The organism is Bradyrhizobium sp. 40 (assembly GCF_023100925.1).
GTDB lineage: Bacteria > Pseudomonadota > Alphaproteobacteria > Rhizobiales > Xanthobacteraceae > Bradyrhizobium.
On sequence record NZ_CP064688.1, the window covers coordinates 3,716,788 to 3,735,566 of the forward strand.

The 18,779-nt window shown below is 64.7% G+C and carries 20 protein-coding genes; 11 read left to right on the forward strand and 9 right to left on the reverse strand.

What is annotated here, in order from left to right:
* Nucleotides 1-63: 63 nt before the first annotated feature.
* Nucleotides 64-1,260 carry an acetylornithine transaminase gene (locus IVB40_RS18095; RefSeq protein WP_247819481.1) on the reverse strand — a complete coding sequence of 399 codons (1,197 nt, stop codon included), beginning with the start codon at nucleotides 1,258-1,260 and terminating at the stop codon, nucleotides 64-66.
* 402 nt (nucleotides 1,261-1,662) lie between these two features.
* Between IVB40_RS18095 and IVB40_RS18100 the strand changes: the two genes are divergently transcribed.
* The 3 genes from IVB40_RS18100 to IVB40_RS18110 all read left to right on the forward strand — a co-directional run bounded on the left by IVB40_RS18100 (nucleotide 1,663) and on the right by IVB40_RS18110 (nucleotide 3,543).
* Nucleotides 1,663-2,610: a hypothetical protein gene (locus IVB40_RS18100; RefSeq protein ID WP_247819482.1), complete on the forward strand. Its 948-nt coding sequence runs from the start codon at nucleotides 1,663-1,665 to the stop codon at nucleotides 2,608-2,610.
* 125 nt (nucleotides 2,611-2,735) lie between these two features.
* The gene (locus IVB40_RS18105; RefSeq protein ID WP_027566992.1) at nucleotides 2,736-3,167 is read left to right on the forward strand and encodes a MerR family transcriptional regulator; all 432 of its coding nucleotides are present in this window, start codon (nucleotides 2,736-2,738) and stop codon (nucleotides 3,165-3,167) included.
* Nucleotides 3,100-3,543, forward strand: a complete 444-nt coding sequence (locus IVB40_RS18110) for a carboxymuconolactone decarboxylase family protein (RefSeq protein WP_027566991.1) — start codon at nucleotides 3,100-3,102, stop codon at nucleotides 3,541-3,543. Before IVB40_RS18105 ends, IVB40_RS18110 begins: the two co-directional genes overlap by 68 nt.
* Before the next feature lie 77 nt (nucleotides 3,544-3,620).
* On the opposite strand, the gene rimO is transcribed toward IVB40_RS18110, so the two are convergent.
* A complete protein-coding gene (gene rimO, locus IVB40_RS18115; protein ID WP_247819483.1) occupies nucleotides 3,621-4,946 on the reverse strand; it encodes a 30S ribosomal protein S12 methylthiotransferase RimO in 1,326 nt (441 codons plus the stop codon).
* A 111-nt stretch (nucleotides 4,947-5,057) separates the two neighbouring features.
* On the opposite strand from rimO, the gene IVB40_RS18120 reads away from it, so the two are divergent.
* The 5 genes from IVB40_RS18120 to IVB40_RS18140 all read left to right on the forward strand — a co-directional run bounded on the left by IVB40_RS18120 (nucleotide 5,058) and on the right by IVB40_RS18140 (nucleotide 10,879).
* The gene (locus IVB40_RS18120; protein ID WP_007590901.1) at nucleotides 5,058-5,648 is read left to right on the forward strand and encodes an ANTAR domain-containing protein; all 591 of its coding nucleotides are present in this window, start codon (nucleotides 5,058-5,060) and stop codon (nucleotides 5,646-5,648) included.
* The gene (locus tag IVB40_RS18125) at nucleotides 5,645-6,808 is read left to right on the forward strand and encodes a CmpA/NrtA family ABC transporter substrate-binding protein (protein ID WP_247408764.1); all 1,164 of its coding nucleotides are present in this window, start codon (nucleotides 5,645-5,647) and stop codon (nucleotides 6,806-6,808) included. The genes IVB40_RS18120 and IVB40_RS18125 overlap by 4 nt, the downstream gene beginning before the upstream one ends.
* Before the next feature lie 332 nt (nucleotides 6,809-7,140).
* Nucleotides 7,141-8,922, forward strand: coding sequence for a NirA family protein (locus IVB40_RS18130; protein ID WP_247819484.1), 1,782 nt, complete (start codon nucleotides 7,141-7,143; stop codon nucleotides 8,920-8,922).
* Entirely contained in the window at nucleotides 8,919-10,526 is a 1,608-nt protein-coding gene (locus IVB40_RS18135; protein WP_247819485.1) for a sulfite reductase subunit alpha, read from the forward strand. Before IVB40_RS18130 ends, IVB40_RS18135 begins: the two co-directional genes overlap by 4 nt.
* Before the next feature lie 200 nt (nucleotides 10,527-10,726).
* The gene (locus IVB40_RS18140; RefSeq protein WP_007590908.1) at nucleotides 10,727-10,879 is read left to right on the forward strand and encodes a hypothetical protein; all 153 of its coding nucleotides are present in this window, start codon (nucleotides 10,727-10,729) and stop codon (nucleotides 10,877-10,879) included.
* Nucleotides 10,880-11,005: 126 nt separating this feature from the next.
* On the opposite strand, the gene IVB40_RS18145 is transcribed toward IVB40_RS18140, so the two are convergent.
* The 3 genes from IVB40_RS18145 to pxpB are packed head-to-tail and all read right to left on the reverse strand — an operon-like array spanning nucleotide 11,006 to nucleotide 13,574.
* Nucleotides 11,006-11,776: a 5-oxoprolinase subunit PxpA gene (locus IVB40_RS18145; protein WP_247819486.1), complete on the reverse strand. Its 771-nt coding sequence runs from the start codon at nucleotides 11,774-11,776 to the stop codon at nucleotides 11,006-11,008.
* A gap of 32 nt (nucleotides 11,777-11,808) precedes the next feature.
* Entirely contained in the window at nucleotides 11,809-12,846 is a 1,038-nt protein-coding gene (locus IVB40_RS18150; RefSeq protein WP_247819487.1) for a biotin-dependent carboxyltransferase family protein, read from the reverse strand.
* Complete coding sequence (gene pxpB, locus IVB40_RS18155) at nucleotides 12,843-13,574, reverse strand: 5-oxoprolinase subunit PxpB (protein ID WP_247289946.1); 732 nt, start codon at nucleotides 13,572-13,574, stop codon at nucleotides 12,843-12,845. The genes IVB40_RS18150 and pxpB overlap by 4 nt, the downstream gene beginning before the upstream one ends.
* Nucleotides 13,575-13,821: 247 nt before the next feature.
* Here pxpB and IVB40_RS18160 point away from each other — a divergent pair, with 247 nt between their 5' ends.
* Together IVB40_RS18160 and IVB40_RS18165 are read left to right on the forward strand one after the other, a co-directional pair.
* Nucleotides 13,822-14,520 (forward strand): ribonuclease activity regulator RraA, encoded by a 699-nt coding sequence (locus tag IVB40_RS18160; protein WP_007590912.1) that lies wholly within the window; start codon nucleotides 13,822-13,824, stop codon nucleotides 14,518-14,520.
* A gap of 25 nt (nucleotides 14,521-14,545) precedes the next feature.
* The gene (locus IVB40_RS18165) at nucleotides 14,546-14,950 is read left to right on the forward strand and encodes a cupin domain-containing protein (RefSeq protein ID WP_106944817.1); all 405 of its coding nucleotides are present in this window, start codon (nucleotides 14,546-14,548) and stop codon (nucleotides 14,948-14,950) included.
* Nucleotides 14,951-15,094: 144 nt separating this feature from the next.
* Here the strand turns inward: IVB40_RS18165 and IVB40_RS18170 are convergent, their stop codons facing one another.
* The 3 genes from IVB40_RS18170 to IVB40_RS18180 all read right to left on the reverse strand — a co-directional run bounded on the left by IVB40_RS18170 (nucleotide 15,095) and on the right by IVB40_RS18180 (nucleotide 17,490).
* Entirely contained in the window at nucleotides 15,095-15,445 is a 351-nt protein-coding gene (locus IVB40_RS18170; RefSeq protein ID WP_027566981.1) for a hypothetical protein, read from the reverse strand.
* 181 nt (nucleotides 15,446-15,626) lie between these two features.
* Complete coding sequence (locus tag IVB40_RS18175) at nucleotides 15,627-16,535, reverse strand: DUF2147 domain-containing protein (RefSeq protein WP_247819488.1); 909 nt, start codon at nucleotides 16,533-16,535, stop codon at nucleotides 15,627-15,629.
* Nucleotides 16,536-16,707: 172 nt separating this feature from the next.
* The gene (locus IVB40_RS18180) at nucleotides 16,708-17,490 is read right to left on the reverse strand and encodes a transporter substrate-binding domain-containing protein (protein ID WP_247819489.1); all 783 of its coding nucleotides are present in this window, start codon (nucleotides 17,488-17,490) and stop codon (nucleotides 16,708-16,710) included.
* Nucleotides 17,491-17,616: 126 nt separating this feature from the next.
* On the opposite strand from IVB40_RS18180, the gene IVB40_RS18185 reads away from it, so the two are divergent.
* Complete coding sequence (locus IVB40_RS18185; RefSeq protein WP_247408836.1) at nucleotides 17,617-18,114, forward strand: DUF1993 domain-containing protein; 498 nt, start codon at nucleotides 17,617-17,619, stop codon at nucleotides 18,112-18,114.
* A 33-nt stretch (nucleotides 18,115-18,147) separates the two neighbouring features.
* On the opposite strand, the gene IVB40_RS18190 is transcribed toward IVB40_RS18185, so the two are convergent.
* Complete coding sequence (locus tag IVB40_RS18190) at nucleotides 18,148-18,645, reverse strand: hypothetical protein (protein ID WP_247819490.1); 498 nt, start codon at nucleotides 18,643-18,645, stop codon at nucleotides 18,148-18,150.
* Nucleotides 18,646-18,779: the final 134 nt, after the last annotated feature.

Below are 18,779 nucleotides of genomic sequence, written 5' to 3' on the forward strand. Positions count from 1 at the left end.
CCAGAATCTTTCCGTTGAGGCAGTCTGGATTGCTTCGTCGCTGCGCTTCTCGCAATGACGAGCTTAGGCCACCCGCCGTGCCGCGCCGGCTCTGGTCAAAATCCCGTCGAGACAATCGACCATCTCGCCGATCTCGGCCCGCGTGACGTTGAGCGCCGGCATGAAGCGCAGCGTGTCGACCTGCGGCGCGTTGAGGAGCACGCCGGCCTCGAACGCCTGCGCGACGATGCCGGGCGCGATCGGCAGCTTGAGGTCGAGCGCGAGCAGGAGCCCGCGGCCACGCACTTCGCCGAGCCCGTGCCGCGCCGAGACCTTCTGCAATTCGCTTTCGAGCAGCAGCCCGGTTTCGGTCGCCGTCTTCAGGAAGTCCGGCTTGCTGACCTCGTCGAGCACCGCAAGCCCCGCCGCGCACATGATCGGGTTGCCGTTGAACGTGCCGCCCTGGTCGCCGTGCTCGAAGCAGGCCGCGCGTTCGGTCGCGAGCAGGGCTGCGAGCGGCACGCCGCCGCCGATGCCCTTGCCGAGCGTCATGATGTCGGGCGCGATGCCGGTGTGCTCGTAGTGGAATAGCTTGCCGGTCCGGCCCATTCCTGTCTGGATCTCGTCGAAAATCAGGAGGAGGCCGTGCGCGTCGGTGAAGGCGCGCAACTCCTGCAAGAACCGATCGGTCGCCGGCCACACGCCTGATTCACCCTGGATCGGCTCGAGCATCACAGCGACGGTGTTGTCGTTGATCAGCTTTTCGACCGACGCGATGTCGTTGAGCTTCGCCTTCTTGAAGCCGGCGACCTTCGGCTCGAACAGCGGTTCAAAGGCCTTCTTGCCCGAGGCCGACATCGTCGCCAGCGTGCGGCCGTGAAAGCCGCCTTCGAAGCTGATGATCTCGAACGCGCCACCTCTATGGATGCCGCCATATTTGCGCGCGAGCTTGATCGCGCCCTCATTGGCTTCCGCACCCGAGTTGGCAAAGAACACCTGATCGAACGCGCTGTTTGCGACCAGTGCCTGCGCGAGCTTCAGGCTGGGCTCGTTGTAGAAGGCCGGGCTTGGCGTCAGCAGCCGCTTGGCCTGCGCGGCAAGCGCGTCGGCGATCGCGGGCGGGGAGTGGCCGAGGCAGTTGACGGCCCAGCCCTGCACGAAATCGAGATAGCGCTTGCGGCTGTCGTCCCAGAGGTAGGAGCCGGCGCCGCGGACGAACACGGCCTTGGGCCGAGCGGTGATGTCCATCAACGCGTCGTACGGATGGGTAGCGTTGGTCATGTCGAACTCCTCTGGAGGCGGGTGGAAAGGGCGCGCGAAAAGCAAAAAGGCCGCACCTTGCGGGTGCGGCCTTTTCGAAAACTTACGCTGAATTCAGTGGTTCAGCGGCGTCGTCGGACATGGCGCACCCTCTCATCGTCGCGGAAGCGACGGCGGAGCATTTCGGTGCGCTGATGGGTCCGAGCGTTGATCATGGGGCGCGGCAATACATGCGAATGGCGGGGCTTGTCAAGCGGGCGCTTTCCAAGACACACGCGCAGCGTGCATGGGCAGGTGAAAGATGCGCGCCTGGAAACCATTACGTCTCTAGCGCGTTTGTGATCACAGGACGCGAATTGGCTCGAACCGAACGCATGACGGTTCGGACCAAGAGGGGCGGGACCAACCAGATAGTTTTAAGCCTTGTCCGAGACGCCTTATCCGATCGACCTCGACAGCATTCGCGGCGCGTTTCCGCCGGGTATCGAGGCGCCGCCGCTGTTGCTGGACTTCGCCGGCTGGCTGAAGGGACGGCCCTGGGGCAGCGTCGGCTGCTTCTCGCTGCAAGGCCAATTTTCCGATCAGGCGCCGATTGTCGACGGCAGTCCGTTGCGCGACAGGTTTTCGCTGTTCATGCGGCTGCCGGATGGCTCTGCGGTTGGCGGCTGGTATGGCGCGGGTCTCGACCGCGACAATCCGCCGATCGTGGGGCTTGGTTCCGAGGGCGATTACGAGCTGCTGGCGCCCAGTCTCGACGGCCTGCTCGCAAAACTGACGTCGCAACAATTCGACAAGGCTTGGAGCGATCTGAAGCCGCACGACGAGGTCGAATGCCAGACGGTCGAGCTCGCGCAGTGGCTCACCGGACGGATGAGCGGGGAGATGGTGGCGCCCGATGACGATCCGTCGGAGCTGCCCGACTTTCGCGGCTTCATGGAAAAATGGAGCCGGGATCGCGAAGACTATTGGGCCAATCATCGCTTGATGGCCGAACTCGGCTGGCGCCTCGCCGCGCATCTGCCGAAGGGCAAGAAGCCCCGGGACAAGACGAGCTTCGAGATCGCGATCGTCGGCAGGCAATACCAGGCGCGCGTCCTGTCGCGCGGACCGCAACCGTTCGAGGAAGCCGGCGCGATCGAATCCCTGCTGCGCGATCTGCGCGAGGAGATGCGGAAGGCGCAGCCCGAGCTCGGGCTGTGGTTCGCGATGAAATTCGGCCTCTATGCCGACGGCCGCGTCATGCCCAACTTCGAATACGATGTGCGCCCGAGCATCGACGGCGAGTTGGCGAAGCTGTCCGAGGCGCAAGCTGATCTTGCCCGCGCGCCTCGGCCGGAGCGCTGGGTGCCGAAATGGCTGGCGGGATCTTGAAGCTCGGAATGCCGCGACGCTGCCGCCCAGCCGGCGCGCCGAAATCTTTGCACCTTCGATCCCCCTTGACTTAGAGCGCGCTCGAAGGGGTATCTGTACGTGCGTCAGTACGAGAACGGGCACACATGAAGATCGGCGACCTCGCAAAACGGACCGGCCTGTCGACGCACACGCTGCGTTACTATGAGCGCATCGGGCTGCTTCCATACGCCGACCGGGATCGCTCCGGCCAGCGCGACTTTGACGCATCGATACTCACATGGATCGCATTCCTTGGGCGGCTCAAGACCACGGGAATGCCGATCCGGGACATGTTGCGTTACGCGGCGCTTCGGGATGAAGGCGACGCTACCGGCACAAGCCGGCGGCAGATTCTGGAAGTCCACCGGGAACAGGTACGCACGCAGATTGCCGAACTCCAGGAATGCCTGCTCGTCCTTGATACCAAGATCGCCGGCTATGCCAGCGACGAACAGAGGACGAAGGAAAATGACGCACGCCCAAACACAAGACGAAAGCCGCTTCGATCGCGGCCAGCGGGCCCTGTCACGCATTGACGGCAGAGCTGGTGAAGCGGTCGTCGCTTCACTCGCCGACATCGCTCCGGATTTCGCACGATACGTGATCGAGTTTCCGTTCGGCGACATTTACTGCCGCCCGGACCTTGGCCTGCGCGATCGAGAGATCGCGACCATCGCCGCGCTGACGGCGCTCGGAAATGCCGCGCCTCAGCTCAAAGTCCATCTCGAGGCAGGTCTGAACGTCGGGCTCTCTCGCGACGAGATCGTGGAGATCATCATGCAGATGGCCGTCTATGCGGGCTTCCCGGCGGCGCTGAACGGGCTGTTCGCAGCCAAGGAAGTGTTCGCCGCACGCGACGAACAGCAGGCGTCGGGAGAAGCGAACGGCGGGCGTGATGTTGCTGTAGCTTAGCGACGGCTCGCGACCTCTCCCGCTTGCGGGAGAGCTTGCAGCGAGATCGTGGCTGCACCGGCCGTGACAGCCGAAGATCAGAATCCCGCGACGCTGCCGTGCAGGTCGTATTGGTCGGCGCGCTCGATCTTGGCGGTGACGATCTCGCCAACGCGCAAGGGGCGGCGGCTCGACAGGTAGACAGCGCCGTCGATCTCCGGCGCATCGGCCTTGGAGCGGCCTTTCGAGACGGTCGGGCCGACCTCGTCGATGATGATCTGCTGGCGGGTGCCGACCTTGCGCTTCAGCCTGCGCGCAGAGATCTTCTGCTGGCGCGCCATCAGCGCATTATAGCGCTCCTGCTTGATCTCTTCCGGCACGGGGTTCTCGATCGCGTTCGCGGTCGCGCCGGCGACGGGCTCGTATTTGAAGCAGCCGAGCCGATCGATCTCGGCTTCGTCCAGCCAGTCGAGCAGATAGGCGAAGTCGGCATCGGTTTCGCCGGGAAAGCCGACGATGAAGGTCGAGCGCAAAGCGAGATCGGGACACTGCTCGCGCCAGCGCTTGATGCGCGCCAGCGTCTTGTCCTGCGCGGCCGGACGCTTCATCGCCTTCAGCACCTCGGGGCTTGCGTGCTGGAACGGGATGTCGAGATAGGGCAGCACCTTGCCCTCGTTCATCAGCGCGATGACCTCGTCGACATGCGGGTAGGGGTAGACGTATTGCAAGCGGACCCAGGCGCCGAGCTCGCCGAGCTCGCGCGCGAGGTCGATAAATTTGGCGCGGACCTGGCGATCCTTCCACGGGCTTTCGGCGTATTTGAGATCGACGCCGTAGGCCGAGGTGTCCTGCGAGATCACCAGCAGCTCCTTGACGCCGGCAGCGACCAGGCGCTCGGCCTCGCGCAGCACGTCGTTGGCCGGACGTGAGACGAGGTCGCCACGCAGTTTTGGAATGATGCAGAAGGTGCAGCGGTTGTTGCAACCCTCGGAGATTTTCAAATAGGCGTAGTGCCGCGGCGTCAGCTTGATGCCCTGCGGCGGCACCAGATCGAGATGCGGATTGTGGGCGGGCGGCAGCGCGCGATGCACGGCGTCCAGCACGCTCTCATATTGCTGCGGGCCGGTGATCGAGAGCACGCCGGGATAGGCCTGCTCGATCTGCTCGGGTTCCGCACCCATGCAACCGGTGACGATCACCTTGCCGTTCTCGGCCATGGCCTCGCCGATCGCCGAGAGCGATTCCTGCTTGGCGCTGTCGAGGAAGCCGCAGGTGTTGACGATGACGATGTCAGCCCCGTCATGCTTGCGGGCGAGCTCGTAGCCCTCGGCGCGCAGGCGCGTGATGATGCGCTCGGAATCCACCAAAGCCTTGGGGCACCCGAGCGACACGAAGCTGACCTTCGGCGCAGCCGTCTGATCCATATCCAAATCTGCCTGATTGACAGGGTTGAGCTAGTCCCAATTGCCCATAATTACAACCCTTTGCATGGCCTGCGGGCATGCTATGGATGAATCACTGGTGGTGAGTGAGCAATGAGCGCCGAACAGTCGCCCAAAATCGTGATCGTCGACGAAAGCCCGATCCGGGCTGCGATCCTCGAGGAAGGGTTGCGGGAGGCCGGATTCACGCAGATCGTCCATATCCGCGAGATGCAGAGCCTGCTCGCCCGTATTTATGCGGTCGATCCCGACATCATCCTGATCGATCTGGAAAACCCCAGCCGCGACGTGCTGGAAGCGATGTTCCAGGTCAGCCGCGCCGTGAAGCGGCCGATCGCGATGTTCGTCGACCAGAGCGATTCATCCTCGATCCAGGCCTCGGTCGAGGCGGGGGTCTCCGCCTATATCGTCGACGGGTTGAGGAAGGAGCGCATCAAGCCGATCCTCGACCTCTGCGTGTCGCGCTTCAATGCCTTCGCAAAACTCCAGGAGGAACTGGAGCGCACCAAGTCGCAGCTTGAGGATCGCAAGGTCATCGAGAAGGCCAAGGGCATCCTGATGAAGGTGAAGGGCCTCACCGAGGACGAGGCCTATGTGCTGCTGCGCTCCACTGCGATGCGCGAGAAGAAGAAAATCGGCGAGATCGCCCAGTCGATCATCACCGCGTCGGAGATGCTGAAATGACCGCTCCCCTCCGCATCGGGTTCATTCCGCTGGTCGACGCCGCAGCGCTGATCGTTGCCGTCGACAAGGGATTTGCCGCGGCCGAAGGGCTCGAGGTCGAACTGGTCCGCGAGGTCTCCTGGTCCAACGTCCGCGACAAGCTCAATATCGGCTTGTTCGACGCCGCGCATCTGCTTGCGCCCGTCGCGATTGCGTCTTCGCTTGGTCTCGGCCACGTCAAGGTGCCGATCGCGGCGCCTTTCAATCTCGGCATCAACGGCAATGCGATCACGGTCTCGCCGGCGCTTCATGCCGCGCTGATGGAGGAGATCGACGGCGACCGCTTCGATCCGCTCGCCACGGCAAAAGCGTTGGCGCGCGTGGTCGCCAAACGGCGCAAGGCGGGGGCCGACCCGTTGACCTTCGGCATGACCTTCCCGTTCTCGACCCACAATTATCAATTGCGATTCTGGATGGCGGCGGCCGGCGTCGATCCCGACGAGGACGTGCGGCTGGTGGTGCTTCCGCCGCCCTATATGGTCGACAGCCTCGCCAATGGTCATGTCGATGCGTTCTGCGTCGGCGCGCCCTGGAATTCGATCGCGGTCGATCTCGGCATCGGCCACATCCTGCATTTCGTCTCCGACATCCTGGCCCATGCGGCGGAAAAGGTGCTGGCGCTCCGCCAGGTCTGGGCCGACAAGAATCCGGACGTGGTCGCCAGCCTGGTGCGCGCGGCGGTGAAAGCCGCCGAGTTCATCGAGCATCCGGAAAACCGCACAGAAGCGGCGCGAATCCTGGCGCAGCCGGAGCGGATCGGCGTCGATGCCGAAGTCATCCAGCGCACCCTCACGGGACGCCTCAAGATTTCGCCGGACGGCACCTTTCGCGAGAGCGGCAGCTACCTTCTGGTGGGACGCGAGGAAGCAGGGCGCCCCGATCCGGTCCAGGCTGCTTGGCTCTATGCGCAGATGGTGCGCTGGGGGCAGACGACGCTGACGCCCGACGGGGTCAAGACCGCCATGGCCGTGTTCAGGCCAGATCTCTACGACGGCGCTCTCGGCCGCCGGCCGCCCGCCCAGGCCCCCGCGGCATTCGGCGCATTCGCCGGCCCCGCTTTCGATCCCGGCAATATTCGGGGGCATCTTGAAGCCTTCGAGGTGGGCCGCTGGAGGGCGTGATTCGGGTCTGCATCGTTTTTGAGCGCTGAAGATCCGAGTCTAAATTTTAGGCCGACTGCTCGAATTTCATAAGAGTTCCAGAGGCCAGAGTTCCCACGGGCGCCCTTAACCGCCTGATACCCCACACATTTTCATTTCGCCGAAGCTGGCACGCAACTTGAATGCTGCAGTGCGGCCAGCCTGTCACAGATGCCTGCTGAGCCAAGTCCCCAGCAACGAAGCTGATCGGACCGTTGGGCGCACAGCCGGCTATCGAGCCAGCCGAGCTCCTCGCGGGTCGTGCACTTTCCGTCGATACCACCCCGGTGGCCGCAGGAGCTTCGTTACTGACCATGAAAATCGACACCGTCTCAGTCGACTTTACCGACGACCAGAAACGCTACCTCGAAGGCTTCACGACCGGTCTGCAGATCAGTCGCGTCGGTCGCGGTCTCGGCGGCGGCGCCGGCAAGGCGAACGCGGAGCCGACCGGTCCCGATGCCGTGCACATCAAGGCGCAGGACAAGGTCATCGCCGCGGGCAAGAAGCTCGCCGACCAGGAGAAGGTCAAGCGCGACGAGCATCCCTTCGATGCGTATCCGCGTCTCCGCCAGCAGGCGCTCGACAATACGCCGCCGAGCCCGGCGGACAATTTCCGCTGGCGCTATTACGGCATCTTCTACGTCGCGCCGACGCAGGACTCCTACATGTGCCGTCTGCGCATTCCGAACGGCATCATGAAGCACTGGCAGCTGGCAGGCCTTGCCGATCTCGCCGATGAAACGTGCGGGCCTTATAGCCACGTCACGACGCGCGCCAATCTGCAGCTTCGCGAGATCCCGCCGAAGAACGCCGTGAAGCTGATCGAGGGCATTCAGGACCTCGGCCTGGGCTCGCGCGGCTCCGGCGCCGACAACATCCGCAACGTGACGGGAACGCCGACGGCGGGCATCGATCCGCAGGAGCTGATCGACACGCGCCCTTATGCGCGCGAGTGGCACTACCACATCCTGAATGATCGCTCGTTGTATGGCTTGCCGCGCAAGTTCAACGTCGCCTTCGACGGTGCCGGCAGGATCGCCGTGCTCGAGGAGACCAACGACATCGCTTTCACGGCGGTCGAGGTGAAGGACGGCTTCGGCGTCGAGCCGGGGGTCTGGTTCCGCCTCGGCCTCGGCGGCATCACCGGTCACAAGGATTTCGCAAAGTACTCCGGCATCATCGTCAAGCCGGAGCAGGCGACCGCTGTTGCCGACGCCATCGTGCGCGTCTTCATCGAGCACGGCGACCGCACCAACCGCAACAAGTCGCGGCTGAAATACGTGCTCGACGCCATGGGTCATGACGGCTTTATCAAGCTGGTCGAGGAACGGCTGAAGACGCCATTTACGCGCGTGCCGGAAGAGGCGTTTGCGCCGCGGCCGGCCGCGGACCGCATGGCGCATATCGGCGTGCACAGGCAGAAGCAGGACGGCCTGAACTGGATCGGCGTGTCGCTGACGCTCGGCAAGATCAGCTGCGATCAGATGCGGGGCCTCGCCAAGGTGGCGCGGGACCTCGGCGACGGCGAGATCCGTCTGACCGTCTGGCAAAACCTGCTGATATCAGGGGTGCGCGACGAGAATGTCGAGCTTGCCATCGCGGCGATCAAGCAGATCGGGCTCGCGGTCGAGGCGTCGCACATCCGCGCCGGCCTGATCGCCTGCACCGGCAATGCCGGTTGCCGCTTTGCCGCCTCCAACACCAAGCGCCACGCTGCCGAGATCGGCGACTGGTGCGAGCCGCGCGTCGAGATGGACAAGCCGGTCAACATCCACGTCACCGGCTGCCACCATTCCTGTGCCCAGCATTACATCAGCGACATCGGCCTGATCGGGGCGCGCGTGCCTGTCAACGAGGAGGACACGGTGGAGGGTTATCATCTCTTCACCGGCGGCGGGTTCGGTCCTGACGCCGACGTCGGGCAGGAAGTCTATCACGACCTCAAGGCCGAGGACGCGCCGAAGACGGTCGAAGGGCTGCTCAAGGCCTATATCGCCCATCGCTCGTCTCCCGACGAGACCTTCCTGTCATTTGCGCGCCGCCACGACGGCGAGACGCTGCGCAAGCTTGCCGATGCCGAGGTGTCCTCATGAACCAGATCAGCCCTTCGCCCAAACTCGACATCATTCCCACGAGCGCTCCGTTCTCCGACGCGCAACGCTCCTGGCTGAACGGCTTCTTTGCCGGGTTGCTTTCGCCTGAGGCGGCCACGCCGCTGTCGGCCGAGCAGGGCGCCGCTGTCATGCAGGCCGGTGACGGTGACGACGGTGAAGCGCCGTGGCACGACCAGACCATGCCGATCGCCGATCGGATGAAGCTCGCCGAAGGCCGTCCCGTACGGCGCAAGATGATGGCGGCGATGGCGCAGCAGGATTGCGGGCAGTGCGGCTACAATTGCCACGACTATTCGGAGGCGATCGCGAGCCGCAGTGAAGCGCGGCTCAACCTCTGCGTCCCCGGCGGCAAGGAAACCGCGCGGATGCTGAAGTCGCTCCACGAAGAACTGGACAAGGCGCCGGGGGCCAAGGCGTCCGACAAGGTCGACGCGGTGGCGGCCCCCGCCGTGACCGTGACGATCGCCGAGCCCGGCCGCTCGCGCGACAACCCCGTTGCGGCGGCCTTCCTGTCGCGCCGTCTTCTCAACAAGGGAAAGTCGAAGAAGGAAACCTATCACGTCGAGTTCGACCTTTCCGAGAGTAAGCTCGACTATGTCGTCGGTGACAGTTTTGGCGTGTTCGCGCGCAACGAGCTCGGTCTCGTCGACCAGGTCATCGCCTTGCTTGGCGCGTCCCACACCACCAAGGTCAATGGCAAGACGCTGCGCGAGGTGCTGATCGACGACGTCTCGCTGTCGCCGGCGCCCGACACGCTGTTCGAACTGCTCTCCTTCATCACTGGCGGCGCGCAGCGCGAGAGGGCGCGGGCACTGGCGCAGGGCGAGGATCCCGATGGCGATGCCGCCACGCTCGACGTCATGGCGGCGCTGCAGAAGTTCTCGGGCACGCGGCCGCATCCGGAAGCCTTCGTCGAGGCGCTGGAGCCGCTGCAGCCGCGGCTCTATTCGATCTCGTCGTCGCACAATGCGACGCCTGGAAGGCTGTCGCTGACGGTCGATTCCGTGCGCTACATGATCGGCAAGCGAAAGCGCATCGGCGTCGCCTCGACCTTCCTCGGCGAGCGCATCGCCGAGGGCGACAAGCTCAAGGTCTATGTCCAGAAGGCGCACAATTTCGGCCTGCCGCAGGATCCGAAGACGCCGATCATCATGATCGGCCCCGGCACCGGCATTGCGCCGTTCCGCGCCTTCCTGTTCGACCGCAAGGCGACCGGCGCGCCCGGCAAGAACTGGCTGTTCTTCGGCCATCAGCGCAGCGATTGCGACTTCTTCTACCAGGAGGAGCTCAACGCGATGAAGACCTCGGGCCTGCTCACGCGCATGTCGCTGGCCTGGTCGCGCGACGGCGAGAAGAAGTTCTACGTGCAGGACCGCATGCGCGAGGTCGGCCGCGAATTGTGGACGTGGCTCGCCGAGGGGGCGCATCTCTACATCTGCGGCGATGCCAAGCGCATGGCCAAGGACGTCGAACGTGCACTGGTCGATATCGTCGCCCAGTTCGGGGCGCGTTCGACCGACGAAGCCGTCAGTTTTGTCGCCGAGCTCAAGAAGACCGGGCGCTTCCAGGCTGACGTCTACTAGCTGTCATCCTGCCGTCATCCGGGCCGGTTCCAACTGGCTCGGATTTGAACGAATAAGATTCTCTGAAGTTGGGGGTGGGGAGAATTTGCTCCTGTGATGCAGGGTTTTCAGAGAACCCGCATCGCTATTTCCGCGGGGCTCTTGCCCGCCACCCCCGTTGATCCCTCATAATCCCGCAAATGGGGCGTTGGAGATCGACCATGCGCGAACTATCGGCGGAAGCCAGGCTGCACTTCTACGCGCGCTCACTCTCGCGGCGGACCGGTGCGAGCGTGCATCATGCCGCGATGTACAGCGCCTTCGCGGTCATCGCCGCCATCGTGTTCGGCACGCTGTCGGTGCACCCGTTCTAACGAGTCTTCGCAGCTCTCGTAGGGTGGGCAAAGGCGCGCTTGCGCCGTGCCCACCATCTCTCAGCAAGCAGGATGGATTTTGGTGGGCACGCTTCGCTTTGCCCATCCTACGGTACCGAGCAAGCCTCACGCCCCGCGCTTGAACGGCGCGACCTCGATCCCTGCATCTTTCAACGCCTGCCGCAGGCCGCGTGCGATGTCGACGGCGCCGGGCGTATCGCCGTGGATGCAGACCGTGTCGGTGCGCATCTTGATGACCTTGCCCGTGACCGAGACCACCGCGCCGTCCTGCACCATGCGCACCACGCGGTCGGCGATCGCCTTGGCGTCATGCAGCACCGCACCGGGCTTCTTGCGCGAGACGAGATTGCCGTCGTCTTCATAGGCGCGGTCGGCGAACACCTCATGCACCATCGGCAGATTGGCGGCTTCGCCGGCCTTCACCAGCTTCGAATTGGCGAGCACGACGAATATTAGGCTCGGATCGACCGCCTTGATGCCGGCGGCGATCGCCTTCGCGGTCATGTCATCCCCGCAGGCGACGTTGGAGAGCGCGCCATGCGCCTTCACATGCGTCACCTTGTGGCCGGCCGCCGTCGCGATCGCCTGCAACGCGCCGATCTGGTAGGCGACGAGGTTCTCGATCTCGGAGGCTTTCAGGCCCGCGATCGGATGGCGGCCGAAGCCGTGCAGGTCGCGATAGCCAGGATGCGCGCCGACCGAGACGCCGCGCGCTTTCGCCAGCTCGACCGTCTGGCGCATGATGTCGGGGTCGCCGGCGTGGAAGCCGCAGGCGACGTTGACCGAGCTCGCCAGCTCGATCATGGCGGCGTCATTGCCCATCTCCCACGCGCCAAAACCTTCGCCGAGATCGCAATTGAGATCGATCGTCTTCATGGGGTGCTCTCCGTCTCTGGTCGTCTTGTCGTTTACGGCTCGTCCGCAACCTGCCAGGTCCCGGCGTCGACGGCACTGACAGCATAGCCCGCGACGTTGGCATCGCTGAGCGCTTCGATGTTGAGCGCGACGGTGTCGGCGGAGCGCAGGCGATCGGGCAGGTTACGGATCAGCTGCGCAAATTTCCTTGCCTCATCCTGCGCCTCGGCCATGCTGACCGCCTTGAAGCGGAACGCCGTTCCTGCCGAGGTCTGCGCGAGACGGCCGACATCGGCCGTGATCACGGTCGCGATCTTCGGATAGCCGCCGGAGGTGCCGCGATCCATCATCAGCGCGATCGGCGCGCCGTTGCCGGGCACCTGGATGCTGCCGTTGACCGTTCCGTCGGAGACGATGTTGTGGCCATGCAGATGCTTGATCGCGGGGCCTTCCAGCCGGTAGCCCATGCGGTCGGAGGTCGCCGAGATCTTCCACTCGCTGTCGAGGAATAGGGCCTTGTTGGCGTCGTCGAACTCGTCGTCCTGCGGTCCCAGCAAGACGCGGATCGGACCGTTCGATGGCTTCGGCAATTCGATGCGCAGTTCCGGTGCACCGCTTGCGGCATCGACGCTGAACTCGTCGCCGGCCTGCAGCGGGCGCGGGTAGGGGCTGCCGAGCCCGGCACGGGCGTTGACCGCGAGACTGCCGAACACCGGCTCGCCCTTGATCCCGCCTTCGATCGCCAGATAAGTGAACGCGCCGCCGCGAGCAAAGCCCAGCGTCAGCGTCTCGCCGTCCTTCAACGTCACCGATGTGTCCATGGCGACCGGACTTCCCGCGACGTCCGCATTGCGCGGCGCGCCTGAAACCGCGACGCGCACGGCACCGTCGCGCGCGGTGAAGGCGGCGCCGAACGGGCCGACCTCGACAACGGCTGCGAATGGTTCGTTGCCGATAAGCGTGTTCGCCGCCGCGAGCGACAGGCGGTCCATCCCTCCGCTGACCGTCAGGCCATAGCGTTGCGCGCCATGGCGTCCGCCGTCCTGGACCGAGCTTGCCGGCCCGATGCTGGCGATCACGAGCCGGCTCATGCGACCACCTGCTCGGCAATGATCTCGCCGGCCTCGGCGGCGCGGTCCTGTTCCTCGAACGTCTTGTGGTCGATGGCGAAAAACGTCACGCGATCGCCGGGTTCGGTGAGGAAGGTCGGATTGCGGTGGAGCTGATAGGTCCGTACCGGTGTGCGGCCGAGCAGGTGCCAGCCGCTCGGCGCTGCCAGGCACTGGATTCCGGCTTGGATGCCGCCGATCGAGATCGTGCCGGCAGGCGTCAGCAGCCGCGGATTCTGCCGCCGCGACATCTGCAGGGATTTGTCGAGGCCGCTGAGATAGGACCAGCCCGGTGTAAAGCCGATCATGGCAACCTTGTAGTCGCCGGCGACGTGGCGCGCGACGATGTCGTCGGGTGTGGTGTTCAGCGCCTTCGCGACGTCCTCGAGGTCGATGCCGTGCTCGCCGCCATAGGCGACGGGAATACGCCAGCGGCGCGCCTTAGTGGCTGGCGGCAGCGGCTGGCTGGCGAGCGCGAGCAGCTTTTCGCCAAGTACGTCGAAGTCGATCTTGCCGGGATCGTAATGCACCAGCAGCGAGCGATAGGTCGGCACGGACTCGGTGATGGCATCGATCGAGCTTGCTGCGAGCGCCTTGTCGAGCGCCAGCACGCGCTGGTTGGCGTCGTCGTCGATGGTACGGCTGAACTCGACCGTGACGGCGCTGTCGCCACTGGGCAGAAGGCGGGGCGGGGGAAGCGTCGCGGACATGGGCTGTCGAAATCGGGCTTCTGGAGCTACGCGGGCTCGGCCTTGAGCTCCGCTCGTTCCTGCTTCGCGTAAATGCGCCCGCAAGTCCAATAAATTAATGCAGGGGGAGGCGATAAAGCCTTGTTATCGCGACGCATAACTGCGCTGCGGCCCTGCATGATTGGTATCCTCTTGGCCCTTGACGCAAGGCCCGCACCCCGCAAGATGCGCGCGTTCTTTCCCGCCCATCCGGAGCTCGTCTGTTTCCATGTCGCTGTCCCCCGAAGCCCGCAAGACCCTCGCCGGCATCACCACTGCCACCATCACCACGGTCCTGCTGAAGAAGGGCCTGCGCAACATCTGGATGCGCGGCGCGCGTCCGCTGCGCCCGGGTCTGCCGCGCCTGGTGGGACCGGCCTTCACGCTGCGCTTCGTGCCCGCGCGGGAGGATCTGGCGACGCCGGAATCCTGGTCGTCGCCGATCTCGACCCGCACCGCGATCGAGGCGATGCCGGAGGGCTGCATCGCCGTGGTCGACGCGATGGGCATCACCGACGCCGGCATCTTCGGCGACATCCTGTGCGCGCGCATGATGAAGCGCGGCGTCACCGCACTCGTCACCGACGGTGTCGTGCGTGACGTCGAGGGCGTGCTCGGCACCAACTTGCCGGTCTGGTGCGACGGCTATGCCGCGCCGCCGTCGGTTGCCGGCCTGACCTTCGTCGGCTGGGGCGAGCCGATCGGCTGCGGCGGCGTTGCGGTGTTCCCGAACGACATCGTTGTCGCCGACCAGGATGGCTGCGTGCTGATCCCGCAGGCGATGCTCGAACACGTGCTCAATGAGGGCGTCGAGCAGGAGCGGATGGAAGCCTGGATCGTCAACGAGGTGAACAACGGCGCGGTGCTCCCGGGCCTCTATCCCATGAACGCCGAGACCAAGGCGCGCTACGCCGCAAGCAAGAAGTAATCGGGAAGGAAACGAGGTAAATCCAATGGAGATCACTGTAGCAGGCACGCGGCCGACACGCCGTGCGCCCGGGGAACACTTCACCGGCACCGTGTGGCAGGACCCCGTGATCATGGCGCCCGCGCCGGCGCGGCTGAACTGCTCGCGCGTCTCGTTCGAGCCGGGCGCGCGCACCAACTGGCATCACCATCCGCTCGGGCAGACGCTCTATGTGATTTCGGGGGTTGGCCGGGTCCAGACCAAGGGCGGCCCTGTCATCGAAATCCGTCCCGGCGACACCGTCTGGATTCCACCGGGCGAGCTGCACTGGCACGGCGGTTCGCCGACCAACGGCATGACCCACATCGCCATGCAGGAAGCGCTCGACGGCGTGTTCTCGACCTGGCTGGAGCCCGTGACTGACGCGGAATACGGCGCGGCGGTCGGCTAACGTCTCGTGTCCCGGACAGGACGCATCGCGGCAAGGCGGTGCGGCGCCGATCCGGGACCCCGAGATTTGGGATCCACGAAGAATGCTTGGTCCCGGCTCTGCGGAGCAGCGCTGCACGCTGCACCGCGTCCGGGACAAGAGCACTTACATCCGCTCCGCCGTCCAGGTGCCCGTGCACATGCTGCCGCGCCAGGTGCCGGAGCCCGAGGTGCCGCTGAGCCGGCCGAAGCCGACGGCGCGCTTGATGCCGGTGCTCAAGGTGACGTTGATGCTGCCGGCATCCGCAACGCGGCCTGACGCCGTCACCATGGCGTTGCTCGAGGCGATCTGACCGTTGTTGATGCCGATCGCGACGGTCGAGCCGTTACCGCAGGTCTCGCTCGACGACGAGATGCGGACATTCCATGCGCCGTCGAAAGTGCTGGCGCTGGCCTGCGCGGCCGGCAACGCGATGACGATGATGGTGGCGAAGAGAGCCTTGCGAAATCCGTTCATGACACGCCCCTGGGGTTGATCATGCGGGCATCGTGTCACGGCCTCGGAACCGGCGATGTGAGGGCTGTCACGCGCGCGACGGGCTCTGTGATGTCGCGCACGTCGCAATCGATTTGGCGGCAAAAGCAAAGGGGACCCGCGCTGCGGGTCCCCTTGTGTCGGTCAGAGTGTGCCCCCGAAGTCAGTTCACACGCGTCCAGGTCTGGCCGCCGCAGAACATGCCGCCGAAGGCGCAGCCCTGCACGCGCAGGCGATCGGTGCCCTTCAGCGCGATGGTTGAATCGTAGGTCGAGCCGGAGTTCGGATCGAGGATGCGACCGGACCATTTCTGGTCCTTGTTCTGATCCTTGCCGGGCTTCATGTTGATCAGAACCTGCTCGCCATTCTGGTTCGATTTCGAATCGACCGAGTAGCCGCAGAGATTGCTGCCGCATTGCTCGATCCGGACCTTGCCTTCCTTCTCCTCGGTGAGCCAGACGCCGAGCGGTGAATTGAGGTCGCGCGTGGGCGCGGTTGCGGGAGCCGGCGGCGCGACGGCGGCCGACTGAACGGGGACAGGCGCAGGCGCCGGGAGGGGAGGCGGAGACGGCGCCAGCGGCGCAGTTGCAACCGTCGGGGCGGGCGGCGGCGGCGGTGCGGGCGGTACTGCGGCCACCGTCGGGGCAGCACTCGGGGCCGGCTGAGGCGGCGGCACTAGCGCGTCTTCGGCCGGAGCGTTGTTCGCAGTGGTGGCCGGAGGCGCTGGCGGGGCAAGAGGCGCGACGGCCACGGGGGCTTGGACGGGAGCTTGGGCAGGTGCCTGCTCCGCAGCCGGAGCCGCCGTGACGGGTGGCGGGGCCGGATTGGCCGGCGGCTGCGGGTCAGCTTTGGCTTGTTGCGGTGCCTGCGGGTCCGCTTTTGGAGCCCCCTTGGCATCGTTCTTGGCCTTCTTCGCCTTGCCCTGGCCGGTGTTGTCGTAGACGCCGGGGATTTGCACCGTGCCGCGATCGGGATCGATGCGGATGGTACGCCCTCCGTAGTCGAAGGTGTACTGCGCCTGCGCAGCGGTGCTCGCCAAAAGGAATGCGGCCGTGGCCAACAGCTTCCTCATTTCGCATCTCCTGAAACAGGTGGTCCCCGCACCGACGCTTACGCCCCGGTCCGATCGCAAAAAGTGATCTAGATCACTGTCACCGTATGAGTCGTGCTTTCTGCGTTTCGGGTTCAATAACACCGGAGCCGGTCCAAAGTTTGACCGGCGCAAGCGACAGGAGGACGCGGTCCTAGTCGAACCAGGCGGAGTAGATCTTCTTGTAGCTGCCGTCCTGCATGGAAATGTGTAGCCATTGGTCGACGAACGCCTTCAGCGCCATGTCGCGCTGGAGCCAATAGGCCTTCTCTGAGAAGTCGAACGGCTTGTCGGGATGCACCGCGCAGAGCACGCCTTGATGCTGCTTCTGCTGGTAGCGCGTCTCGGAGGCATCCGTCATCATCAGGTCTGCATTGCCCTTGGCGATCTCGTCGAAGATCACGGTATTGTCCGGGAAGACGGTGATGTCGGCGTCCTTGATGTTGGCACGTGCGAAGCGCTCGTTGGTGCCGCCGGGATTGACGATCACGCGGGTGCCCTTCTTGTCGATCTCGGTGATGCTCTGGTATTTGCCGACGTCGGCACAGCGCGCGATCGGCGTCTTGCCCTCGCGCATGATCGGCGTCGAGAAGAAGCCCTTCTTCTGCCGGTCGAGCGTGACCGAGACGCCGCCCATGGCGATGTCAAACTGATCGGCCTCGAAATCCTTCATCAGCTTCGGCCAGGCCGTCGGCACGAATTCGACCTTGACGCCCAGCGCCTTGCCGAGCGCCTCCGCCATGTCGACATCGAAGCCGTTGAACTGCTGCGTCGTCTTGTCGAGATAGGTGAAGGGCTTGTAGTCGCCGGTCATTCCGACGCGCAAAGTGCCGCGCTTGACGATCTCGTCGAGGCGGGACGGCGCCGCCTGCTGTGCCTGCGCCGAAAGATTTGCCAGCAGTACCACGGCCAAAGTCGCCAGAATTCGAATGGTCATTCGAACGATCATCTCTTTTCCACCCATGCCCAAGCTGTCATTGTGCAGCTCTCGAGGGTTGGATTTAGACCAGATGCCCGTGGCTGGCGAGGCGGAAGTGAAGGGAATTTTGAAGTGACGATCTCGATGTATGACGCCTCGGTGGGCGTCTTCGTGCCGTATCTGCGCAATCTGTCCGCACTGCTCGACAAGGGCGTTGCCTATGCCGAATCCCGGAAGTTCAATCCGGCCGTCCTGCTCGGCATGCGCATCGCGCCCGACATGTACGATCTGGCGCAACAGATCGGCGAGGCCTGCCGCCATGCCACGGTCGCCGCGGCCTTGCTGGCCGAGCGCGAGCCGGTGACGCTGCCGGTGCTGGAGCACGACATGGCCGGACTGCAGGCCCGCATCGCGACGTCAATCGAGTTCATCGAAAGCCTGCCGCGCGCGGAGATCAATGCTGCGGCGGAACGGAATGTCTTCTTCAGGCTGAAGAACGGGACCGAGTTGCCCTTCACCGGGCGGACGCTGCTGCTGACCTTCAGCGTGCCGCAGTTCTTCTTTCACGTCACGACCGCCTACGACCTGTTGCGGCACGCAGGCGTCGAGCTCGTGAAGAAGGATTATCTCGGACGACGATAAGCCGAACCGGCATCCACTTCGCGCGAAAAAGCGCTAGGCTTCGCCCTTGCGCTCGTAATCGGCGAGCGAGCTGCGGCCGGCGATCTCGCTGCGCAGCTCTTCGAAGCGCCGATGTGCCTCGTCCTCGTGCGCGTCGACGAAATCCACCGCGGCTTCGCCGGTCATCGGGCCGCTGACCACGGGCACTGACTGCTCGCCGATGGTCTCGTGGACGTAGAACTGGCCGTCATCGCCGCGATGGACCGTCCATTTCAGACGGATCGCCACCATCGGCCCGGGGCCGACCTTGCTGTAGCCGTCGGCATCGGTGTGCTCCGGCACCAGCGACTGCTCCTCGACCACCGGATGCTCATCGACCACAGGGTGCTCGTCGGCGACCCCATGCTCACCGGCAACCACCATTTCGGTCACGATGACGGTCTCGGTCTCGCGCACGGTCTCGGTCTCGCGCACGACGAGAACGGGTTCAGGATGCTCCAGGATGCTGGCGATGGTCGCCAACGCGTGGTCGGTCGGGTCGATCTCTGACAAGGGTCCATCCTCCAGCTCGACGCGGCCGGCAAGTCTGTCCCACTGCCGCCGCGGCCGGACCTATTACGCGGGTTTGATTAAGGCTGAGTGAGGGCTCGATCTGCACCAAAATGGGACTCATTCTGGCGTTCCGA